At 61.5% G+C, this 1859-nt stretch carries 3 protein-coding genes; 1 reads left to right on the top strand and 2 read right to left on the bottom strand.

The window, feature by feature from the left end:
* A partial coding sequence (locus WCB02_RS31875; RefSeq protein ID WP_423964474.1) for a cobalamin-dependent protein occupies positions 1–426 on the top strand: 426 nt, incomplete at its 5' end.
* 219 nt (positions 427–645) lie between these two features.
* Here the strand turns inward: WCB02_RS31875 and WCB02_RS31870 are convergent.
* Positions 646–1176 (bottom strand): tetratricopeptide repeat protein, encoded by a 531-nt coding sequence (locus WCB02_RS31870; RefSeq protein ID WP_423964472.1) that lies wholly within the window; start codon positions 1174–1176, stop codon positions 646–648.
* A gap of 16 nt (positions 1177–1192) precedes the next feature.
* Positions 1193–1859 (bottom strand): type II secretion system protein GspD (locus tag WCB02_RS31865; protein WP_423964470.1); only part of this gene is annotated, 667 nt, incomplete at its 5' end.

The following is a 1859-nucleotide window of genomic DNA, read 5'->3' as shown; positions in this document are numbered from 1 at the left end:
TTCGATCTTATCGCTGCCAAAGTCGGAGGTCTGCCGGCCCACTTTATGCGGTCGAATGAGAGGCAGATTCTTCTGATGAACGCGCCGGGCAACAAGCATACGCTTGCGGTTCGTATCCTCGCGCTGTGGCTGGCGAGCAAAGGTGCGAGAGTGCAAATCGTCGATCGACACTGCACCATGGACGAGATCGTCAACGCGATCGCCGCCGATAAGACTGAAATGCTGCTCATTTCGATGGCTCTCTCGGAACAACGCGCCGGCGTCGTGGAGATCGCCGAGCGCGTCGCGGAATTGCCGCTGTTGGTGCGGCCCGCCATCGTCGTTGGCGGCTACGCTGTGAAACTGGGCCTTGTTCCGCCGATCCCCGGCGCCGAACTGCTGGCTGATATCAGCCATTTGATAGTAGCGGAAAGGCCCGTTGGCTAGTTGGTGCATCACAACAGGCGATCGACAAGGACGTCGATCTCGTCGTTCCGGCCGGCCACGTAAGTGCAGGGGAGGGGTGGACACCGTCGCAATTCGCAGGCGTCGGAGCGCCGGCGACGAAGTGTCGTTCCCCATCGGGCGTTATCACGAACAACGAGTCGTCCTTGGTGATGCCGTCCAGGTAAGGGGCGCGAGAATCTGCCGAACGCCGCGGAATCGCTACGGTCGTCCGGGCGCCCAGAGCAGAGCGAGCCGCTGTCCAGCGCTGATCTGAGCAGGAGACATCTTCGAGGCGACCGCGTTGCGCAGGCGCAGGAAGTAATCGCGCTCGCGTTGCGGCGCACGTGCCGCGGCGAGGTTCAACCACTTATAGGCCAGGACGAAATCCTGCGGCACGCCGTGGCCCTTGTCATACATCAGGCCGAGCATGGCCTGGCCAAACGGATTACCGCGAGCAGCCGCCTGGACATAGAGGTCGGCTGCGGTGTCATAGGCTTGTGGCGCGCCATAACCGTTTTCGTACATGAAGCCGAGGAACGCCTGCGCGCCGGCATTGCCGCGCAAGGCAAGCGGTGTCAACAGCTTGACCGCGCCGATATAGTCGCCGCGGACATAGGCGGCGTTGGCGCGCGCCAGTTCATCGGCGCGGGCCTGCGATATCGCCCCCGCGCAAAGCGCGACGACAATCAGACCGGCCGCGAGCCTGCGTAATGCCAGGCAACGAAAAGCCCACGCGACCGATCGGCGCATGATTGCGGTCGCGCGATCAGGGCGTGGTGTGAACGCGCAAATCATCGGTGCTCGCTCCCACGCTGCCGCGCAATTTCGACCGCAACTCCTCCGCAATATGATGCGCATCTGTGCCGTCGCGGATGATCTGGGGACGAATAAAGATGATGAGTTCGGTCCGGGTCCCCTGCTTGTCCTGATTCGAAAATGCGTCCCCCAACCCCTTGATCTCATCGAGCACCGGAATCCCGCTACGTGTTCCGCTTTGCTGTTCGCTGATCAATCCGGCAAGCAGGACGGTTTGCCCGGAAGCGATCGAAATCGAGCTTTCCACCTTGCGCTCCGAGACTGTCGGCGTCAGGCTCGAGGCGGTCGTCGGTTGGACGCTGCTGATTTCCTGTTGGATGTCGAGCCTGACATTGCCGTTGACGTTGATCCGGGGCGATACTTTCAGGATGATGCCGGTGTTGCGATAGTCGATGGTGTTGACCACGGTATTGCTGGTGGTCAGCACCGTGGCGCTGCCGGTTGACACCGGAACGGAGTCGCCGACCTGGAGTGTCGCCGTTTGATTGTTGATCACGACCAACGACGGATTGGACAGCACCTTGAGGGTGGTCACGGTGTGCAGCGCGTCGAGAATGGCCTTTGGCTGGGCCGCCGATCCGACCAGGAAGTTGAAACCGGGAAAGGCGCTGTTGATG

The organism is Bradyrhizobium sp., from assembly GCF_049581145.1.
Lineage (GTDB): Bacteria > Pseudomonadota > Alphaproteobacteria > Rhizobiales > Xanthobacteraceae > Bradyrhizobium.
The sequence above is the reverse complement of the archived record's forward strand: the minus strand, read 5'-3'. Positions and strand labels throughout refer to the sequence as shown.